Here is an 8,278-nt window from a genome sequence, read left to right on the forward strand (position 1 = left end):
GAACGAACGGGGAGCTATCTGGCCATACGCGGGGAGCCCGCTGGCCGTCAGTGGGGCATTATCTGGCCGCCTACGGGGAGCTTTTCACGGCCACCGTCATCATGCGCCAGCTCGGTGGCCGCGCGGCCTGCTTCGAGCAGGTCCAGTACCTTACGCCGGAACTCCGGCGGGTAACCCCGTCGTCCCATGCCACTTTCCTCTCATCAAGCAGCACAAGAATCCAGAAATCCACCTCCACTCAACCCGGGGCACACCACGGCCTCCATCAAACTCGGCGCGGTTCACCCTAACTACCCGGCCTTGGGCGAGCCCCCCGCCAGCATGATTCGTACCAGCAACGGCCCCGCTGTCATGGCCGCTCTACGCGCCATCGCCATCCTCGAACTCCACGGCTGGACCAGCATCGCCAAAGCCAGCCGACACCACTCCCACCAGGTCCAACGCAGCATGACGACTCTCGGCATCACCTACCCGAACCAGACACCAAGGCCGAAGCGCGAGAACCCCGGAGCCCTGCGACCCCGAAGGACCGTTCTTCGTGCTCCGCGCCATTCCTGACGCCTGACCGACGGCAGGATCACATTCCGAGAATCGGTGAGCACTACCCGTATGCGGAATCGGCAATTACCGTTTACTCCGCACATTAAAGCGCGTCAATACTTGTGATAAGTGATCTTGTTGTGCATCATAAGGAGCATCGCAAGCAGCGTTCGGCCTCGGAGTCGCATCTAGGTATACCAAGCTTCATTCTTCTCCCCATCACGGTGCTGGACGGAACCACACCACTCAGTAGTGGCACGCGAAGTGCTGCCCGCCCGAAAACGTATCATCGCAGTCATCGGTCGTGCCCAAAACCGCTCCCCGTACCACTGCGACAAAACAACAGGAGGTGCATTCGTGGGCAATTTCTCCAGGAACGCCATTGTGCTGGCCGGTGGCCTGACGCTTTTATGCGGACTTGCCGCCTGTGGTAGTGACACTGACAGTGGCGTCAGCACGGTCCAACTCCGATCCGCGAGCGCGAAACCCGTGGACGGCGCATCGCCCCTTTCCGCGTACGTCGACACCGCTGAGCAGCGCAAGAAGGTGACCACCGCCCGGGCCAGCCTGGTTGCTGCCTGCATGCAACGCCTCGGTTTCGCCGAGTTCAAGACCGTGGAGTCCAAGGAGCAGGGTGCAGAGTTCATCTCGGGCCGCCGGTATCTGTACATCGAGCCCGAGCAGGCGGCGCGCACCGGCTACGCGGAGGAGGCGGACGCCGCCGACGGCAAGCGCAGGACCGCGGACCAGGCCCGAGCCGTGTCGATGGCGGAACGCCGTGCTCTGACCGGCGGCGACGTGACCCTGGACAGTGGTCAGACCCCTCCCCAAGGCGGCTGCACCGGAGAGGCGAGCCGAACCCTGACGACGGGAGCCTCTCAGCCGGACGAGTTGCTCGTCTGGAGGCTGATGGCCGAGGCGGCGGCACCTGCCAGGAAGGACGCCGAGGTCCTACGGGTGGTGGCCGACTGGAGCACGTGCATGAAGCAGCGCGGATTCAGCTACGCGACACCGGAGGACGCCTGGAACGACCCCCGGTGGGTCAGGCAAGCCGGCCCTGCGGCGACCGACGAGGAGCGCAAAGCCGCCAGCGCCGACATGGAGTGCAAGGACCAATCGGGCTACGCCGTGGCACTGTCGAACGCGCAGAACGCGAATGAGCAGAAACTGATCGAGCAGCACGCGGACGCGCTGAAGGCACTCGCGCGGAACAGGGGCGCCCTCCTGCGTAACGCCGAAATCGTCCTGCAGGGCGGGCAACCGTAATAATATCCCGCCCGTACAACCACGAGTTTCGACTACACACATAGGAGAATAATGCGTGGCCGACGTTTACTGAATCGAGCCATGGCCGTCGTCGCCGGCAGTGCGATGGGCACTCAGTTGATGCTTTCCACTCCCGCCCCGGCATGGGCCGCAGAGCACGACGGCTGGTGCACGTACGCGGAGTTATGTGTTTTCGAGCACGAAAATCGGGCCGGCGGACGGCACGACTACTACAATGAGGACGACAGCTACGATAACGACTACCTTTATTACTTCTGGGGGTCGTCTCCTGTCATCAGCGGCACTCCCGTGAACGACATGACCAGCTCCTTGTCAAACGGCGACGACCGGTGCAAGGCAGTGCTTCGGGAGCACAGCCACGGTGGCGGGCTGGGGCTGATCATTCCCTACGACACCAGCGGCAGCGGGTACGTGGTCAACGATCTGGTGCCCTATGGCATGAACGACTTCTTCAGCTCACACAGGTGGCAGGACTGCTTCTGACGGTCGCACGACCTCCCGCGCCGATGCCGGCCGGATAGCCGGTCGGCTCCGACCGGGCAGCACCGCCCATAGCTGACAGCGATGGCGACGGACGTGGAAGCCGTCGTCCTGACGACGCGGGGCGACGGTGCACTCCGTGAAGGCCAACGGCGCGGAAAGACGTACGCATCCAGGCGACATTGGAGCCGACATGGACGAGATGGTTCTGCGTGCACAACGCTTCATCAACACCACCTACGGCAGCGTGCCGGGCATCACCAGAGTAGTTGAGGACGGAATCACCGGGTGGGCGACGATGTACGCCCTGACCCGCTGTCTACAGCACCAGCTCGGCATCACCACGCTGTCGAACAACTTCGGCCCCACGACCCTGTCGACGCTGACCAGCCAATACCCTTCGATAACGCGGAGCACAGGGGCGCCGGCGAACCTCGTCCGCATCTTGCAGTCCGGGCTGTACTGCAAGGGCTACGATGGCGGCGAGATCGATGGCATCTACAACGACAGGGTTTCGGCGGCGGTTCAGCAACTCAAGGCCAACTCCGGCACGCAGAACGCCTTTCCAGGGGACGCGATGGTCCCCAAATTATTCAAGGCGCTGCTCACCATGGACGCATACGTTGTGACAGCCAATGGCAGCGCCTCGGTACGCTCGATCCAGCAATGGATGAACTCCCGCTACGTGAACAGAACGAACTTCTTCGTCATCCCGTGTGACGGCCATTTCTCACGAGACGTACAGAAGGCGATGATGCTGGCCTGCCAGTTCGAGCTGGGCCAGAGCGACAGCGAGGCGGACGGCATCTTCGGCCCCAAGACACTCAACGGGTTGGCGGCGCGGGGGATAGCGCAGGGTTCCACAGGGGTCTTCGTACAGCTCTTCAGCGCGGCCATGATCTTCAATCGCCGTCAGGGGACCACCTTCACGGCCACCTATGACGCCAACCTCACCGCCCGGGTCGTCGATTTCCAGAACTTCGCCCGGCTCGCCCCGACCGGCACCGGCGACAAGCAGACCTGGGCCTCTCTGCTTGTCAGCACGGGTGATTCGAGTCGTAGGGGCACCGCTGCCGACTGCGTCACTCAGATAACGCCTGCTCGTGCTCAGACGTTGAAGGGCCTCGGCTATCAGGTGGTCGGCCGTTATCTCACCAACGTGCCCAACACTCCGCTCAACAAGAAGATCCAGCCCGGCGAGCTGGCGGTGATCGCGCAGGAGGGACTTCGGGTCTTCCCGATCTACCAGACCTACGGCGGGGCGGTGACCTACTTCAACGCCACTCAGGGCGCGGCTGACGCCATGGCCGCCCTGGACGCGGCGCGGGGTTACGGCTTCAAGCCAGGTACCCGCATCTACTTCGCCGTCGACTACGACGCCCTGGACAGTGACATCACCTCCAGCATCCTTCCGCACTTCCGTGCCATCCGGACTCGTTTCAACCAACTCGGTAGCGAGTATGCGATCGGCATCTACGGGCCCCGCAACGTCTGCTCCAGGGTCGCCGCAGAGGGCCTCAGCACGGCCAGCTTCGTCGCGGGCATGTCCACCGGATTCAGCGGCAACCTGGGCTTTCCCCTGCCGGACGACTGGGCTTTCGATCAGATCTCCACCATCACGATCGGAGCCGGCGACGGCGCCATCGAGATCGACAACAACATCAATTCCGGGAGGGACAGCGGGCAGAACAGCTTCAACGATGTGCCTACCGGAGCCAAGCCGGACGTACCCTTCAACAGGGCCAACCGGGATGCGATCCTCACCGAACTGCTCGCGTACATCAAGAGCCTCGGGGACCTCCCTGAGGGGAACGTGATCGAGAACGCCTGGCTTCACCTCACACCCGCATCACTCGACATCACCCTGCAGCACGACGCACTGATAACGGCGCTCTCCCGGGCCTTCGGCATGCGAAAGGCACTCATTCAGACCCCGCTCTTCTGGGAGCTCCGCAACAACCGCGTCGATGACGCCGCAGTAGACGGCCTCGTGCTGGCCACCTACGCCTATCTCGAGGCGTACGAGCTCTGGAAGGAGAACATGAGCGGCCCTCCGCCCCACCCACCGGCCATCATGAAGAACGACAGCAGTACCGGTCTCGGTCAGATCTTCGCCGACACTGCGATCAAATCACGAAACTATTGCGCGTCCGTGGGGATCATCAGTGACAGCGCGCTCGACCCTGCCGACTGGCACGACGTCTGGCGGGTCTGGAAACAGCTCAAGGACGATGACGAATACTCCGTCAGCACCATTCCGCTGGTGAACATCTGGGGCGCGAACGACATCAGCCAGCGCCGGCCCGCGTTGGACTACACAGAGAACGAAGCGAGTTTGATCCTCAAGCGATACAACGGCACGGGCGCCCAGGCTGACGTGTACCGGCAGAAGACTCTGCCCATCTACCGCATATTCGAGAAGTACAACAGTGCTGCGAGGAATCTCTAGATGCGCAACAGCAGGCAGGACGGACGGAGAAGCATTCATCGGCTGTCCTCGAAGGCCGCCTACCTGCTGTGCCTTCTGTTGAACTCGGTATTCGGGGTTCTCGGGCAGTTCGCATTGTTCTACCCCTACTTCGTGGCTCGTGACTGGCTCGCGCAGTTAGGGTTCGGATCGCCCGGAATCCCGTTCCAAGACGGCTATCTCGGAGCGCTGCTCATCGGGCTCGTACTCGTTGTCGTATGCACGCTGGCAATGGCAGCGGTGAACTTCGTGGTGCTCCGCTCCGCGTCGGTGTCACGGCGACTGTACTGGCTCGGCGCTGTCCTGGTTGCTCTGGCGTCCTCTATCTTCCAGCTGCTCTGGAACATGGGAAGCCCTTTTTCCTAGAAGGGAGCCTCGTGGCTGGCGAAACCACGGCTCACATTGGAGAGGTGACGAAGAACATCGGCCGTCGCGCTGTCATTCGCGCTTCGCTCGGGCTCATCGGCGCCGGCATGGCCGGAGTGCTTGTGGGACCGGGCCCAGCGAAGGCCGCCGTACGGGACGGGAACACTCCTCCGCACACCCCCACAGCGCTTGCGGCGCTTACAGAACAAGTCCCGACAAGCGCCAACGGCTGGCCGATCATACGACTCGAGGACCATGCGTGGGCGCCCTACTGGCGGGTGGGCGGCAGCGACATCATGGTGAACCTGCGACTCGGTGAGCCGGCCACGATTCTGCTCTACGTACTCGGCAGGTTCCACTACGAGATCGACGAACTGAAGGCCGCCGAGAGCCAGGTCATCGGCTACCGGCCGCTCGGATCCATCTCGGCTTCGTCGCCGGCCAGCAATCACGCTTCCGGAACGGCGGTGACCATCCGCCCCGACTGGTATCCGGCGGGGTCGCGGGGCAACTTCTTCCCACACCAGGCCGTGGTGCTCCGCGATGTCCTCCTGGAGTGCGAGGGTGTCGTCCGCTGGGGTGGCGACGACGATCGGCCCGACGAGTCCAGATTCACCATCGACGTTCCACCTGGAGACAAGCGGCTCCAGCGGGTGGCCGCGAAGATCCGGGCTTGGAACGGGGAGCCCGGGCAAGGCGCTGGCGCAGCGCTGAACCCGTTCGACGCCGAACGGCGGAAGGCAGCCCGCAAGCTGCAACTGCAGCAGGCACAAGACTGAGGCCGGCCCCCAAGGCGTCCGGTGTCTCATTGATGTCCGAAATCCGGCAGAAACAGCATCGGAGGTATCGTGCAGCGATTAGCTCTCGTGGTAAGCCTCACGCTTCTAGCGGTCCTGACAGTCACCTCGCCCGCCGGGGCGGTCACAAGCCCGGAGAATCCCGGCGAAGTGGCTTCTATCCCCGCACCCGCGCAGCTCAGGCAGGGCATGAACGAGATGCGGGTCGTCCCGAAGAACGACCCCGAAGCCGACGCTCCGCTGTCCCCCGGGCAGCAGGACCTACTCGCCCGGAAAACCGCCGAAGCCAAGGCCCATGCCGCGGAGCGACGCCAAGGGGCCGCGGCTCCCAATGGACGCTCAACCGCCGCCTCCGCCGAGATGAATTGGCTCTCCGTCTACTACTTCCCGCAGATCGAGGACTATTACTGCGGACCGTCCACGCTACTCTCGGCGATGTACGCGAAGGGCCTGGACTGGGGCACGGTGGATGATCCCAGATGGAGCCATGCAGCAGACTTGCTCGACACCGACTTCAACGGGAACACCCCGTGGTACATCAACCCCATCGCCCAGGACATCAAGATCATCGCGTCCGGCTACAACACCGGCCGGCCGATGGCCGATGCGATGAACTATGAGATGGAAACCACCTTCTACGTCCCGCAGCCGATTCCCGGCACTCCCACGCTGGCTCATCAGCAGGCATATGTCGATGCACTGGTGTCGGATATCGACAACAACTATCTCATCATGGGGAACACCGCCGAGACGCCGACCAGCGACCATCTCGCGGGGCATCCCACGAACCGCAACATCTTCCACTGGATCGGTGTCTACGGATACGACGCCTACGGCGACTGGACCATGTACATCGATCCCGCGGGAAATAGCGCGGCTGTACCCGCGGACTGGAACGCCCCTTCGTACGACGGCATCTACTCGGACACCCTAGTGGGGATCTTTAGCTCTCGTGGCTACATCTGGTAAGCGATCACTGATATTGATGTTGGCGTTGCTGTGCAGCGTGAGCTGCACAGCAACGCCGGCACCAACGCCACCGTCGACCAAGGCGGGCTCTTCCCAGCCTCACGCCGAGGTGCCGCCCTCGAACACCCGACCGGCCCCACCGGTGAACCAGGGCTGCCTCAAGACGATGCCCAGATCCTGGCGGCAGGCCGTCGACGCCGGGCGAGTTCCAGCGAAGCTGGGGGATGGTCGCATCCGTCCGACCGCCGTCGGTCCCGACGGTGAAGCGCTCTTCGGTGAACTCGCAGTCGGGGATCCCGCACGAATCGACGGCGCGAGCAAGAAGGAAATCGTCCGATACGACTTCGACAGCCGCACGTGGTCGCCGATCTACGCGATGCCTGACGCCGCGACCGACCAACAGGTGGATGGGGTGTTCGACGGACAAAGAATGGTCTTCGCCCTTCAACACTCGTTGACGACCTATGACGACTGGTCCGTTCACGTCTGGGATCAGCAGACGAACGAGGTCCGCGTTCTCGATCAGGACGCCGGTTTCCGAGGTCCCCTGATCTACGTGGACGCATCAGCAGGAAAGGCCGTCTGGAGCAAGGCCGTCGGAAAGAACATCGTCGAAGTCCACCTCTACGATCTGGCGGCCTCCCGGGACCGAGTGATAGCCCGCGGTCAGATCGGAACCGCATGGATCGTCGGCGATCTCGTCATCTGGCCGCAGATCGTCAGACCCGGCTCACAAGCCGTCTTCCAGGCTGCTTCGCTGACCTCAGGAAACCTTGTGGAAACGCCCCCAGGACTGTCGAAGGTCGGACCGTTGACCCAGATCGCGGCAAGTGGCTCGACGCTCGTGTGGATCGAAGGAAACTTCCGGGCCATTCGCGCGTGGCGAATCGGCTGGCCGGAGCCGCGGACGGTCTTCGACTCGGGCCGCGACCGCGGCATCGACGACGTGAACGTCGCCGGCGATATCGTCTCCTGGCATTCGCTCGAACCGGGCCAGCCCGTCTACCTCGGAGACATGCGGACCGGCTCGTGCACCCAGGTCACCGAACGCAACGGATACACCGTCTCCAACAAGGACGCCATGGTGGTCATATATCCCGAGTCGAAGAGTTCCTTCGGAGCCTTCGTCGTACGGCCCTCACGGCTGCCTCCCCTGCCGGAGAAGTAGGGGCTTGTCTCCTTGCATCTCGCCTACTTCCGCCGGGCGCTACCGCGGCGGGTCGCGCGGGTCATGACGGATTAATTGCTGGAGTGCCGTGCTGTACGGGGGCGTGAGCAATGCTTGAGACCTGTGGATCGGTCGGGAAGGGGTGCACCTTCCCGATGATCATGCGAGTTCTCAAGACATGACCGACGCGCCAACGTCGGTCGG

At 63.2% G+C, this 8,278-nt stretch carries 7 protein-coding genes; all 7 read left to right on the forward strand.

Annotated features, from left to right (window positions below; genetic code table 11):
- The first annotated feature begins 897 nt into the window (after positions 1–897).
- The 7 genes from IO39_RS42665 to IO39_RS42695 all read left to right on the forward strand — a co-directional run bounded on the left by IO39_RS42665 (position 898) and on the right by IO39_RS42695 (position 8,074).
- Positions 898–1,806 (forward strand): hypothetical protein, encoded by a 909-nt coding sequence (locus tag IO39_RS42665; RefSeq protein WP_157549775.1) that lies wholly within the window; start codon positions 898–900, stop codon positions 1,804–1,806.
- An 81-nt stretch (positions 1,807–1,887) separates the two neighbouring features.
- Positions 1,888–2,310 carry a hypothetical protein gene (locus tag IO39_RS42670; protein WP_043637173.1) on the forward strand — a complete coding sequence of 141 codons (423 nt, stop codon included), beginning with the start codon at positions 1,888–1,890 and terminating at the stop codon, positions 2,308–2,310.
- Between the two features lie 190 nt (positions 2,311–2,500).
- Positions 2,501–4,756, forward strand: coding sequence for a glycoside hydrolase domain-containing protein (locus tag IO39_RS42675; protein WP_043637175.1), 2,256 nt, complete (start codon positions 2,501–2,503; stop codon positions 4,754–4,756).
- Positions 4,757–5,140: a hypothetical protein gene (locus IO39_RS42680; protein ID WP_043637177.1), complete on the forward strand. Its 384-nt coding sequence runs from the start codon at positions 4,757–4,759 to the stop codon at positions 5,138–5,140.
- A 44-nt stretch (positions 5,141–5,184) separates the two neighbouring features.
- On the forward strand, positions 5,185–5,919 hold the full coding sequence (locus IO39_RS42685) for a hypothetical protein (protein ID WP_043637183.1): 735 nt from the start codon (positions 5,185–5,187) through the stop codon (positions 5,917–5,919).
- 69 nt (positions 5,920–5,988) lie between these two features.
- Entirely contained in the window at positions 5,989–6,906 is a 918-nt protein-coding gene (locus tag IO39_RS51575; RefSeq protein WP_157549777.1) for a hypothetical protein, read from the forward strand.
- 16 nt (positions 6,907–6,922) lie between these two features.
- The gene (locus tag IO39_RS42695; protein ID WP_157549779.1) at positions 6,923–8,074 is read left to right on the forward strand and encodes a hypothetical protein; all 1,152 of its coding nucleotides are present in this window, start codon (positions 6,923–6,925) and stop codon (positions 8,072–8,074) included.
- Positions 8,075–8,278: the final 204 nt, after the last annotated feature.

It is taken from the genome of Nonomuraea candida (assembly GCF_000725485.1).
Classification (GTDB): Bacteria; Actinomycetota; Actinomycetes; order Streptosporangiales; family Streptosporangiaceae; genus Nonomuraea; species Nonomuraea candida.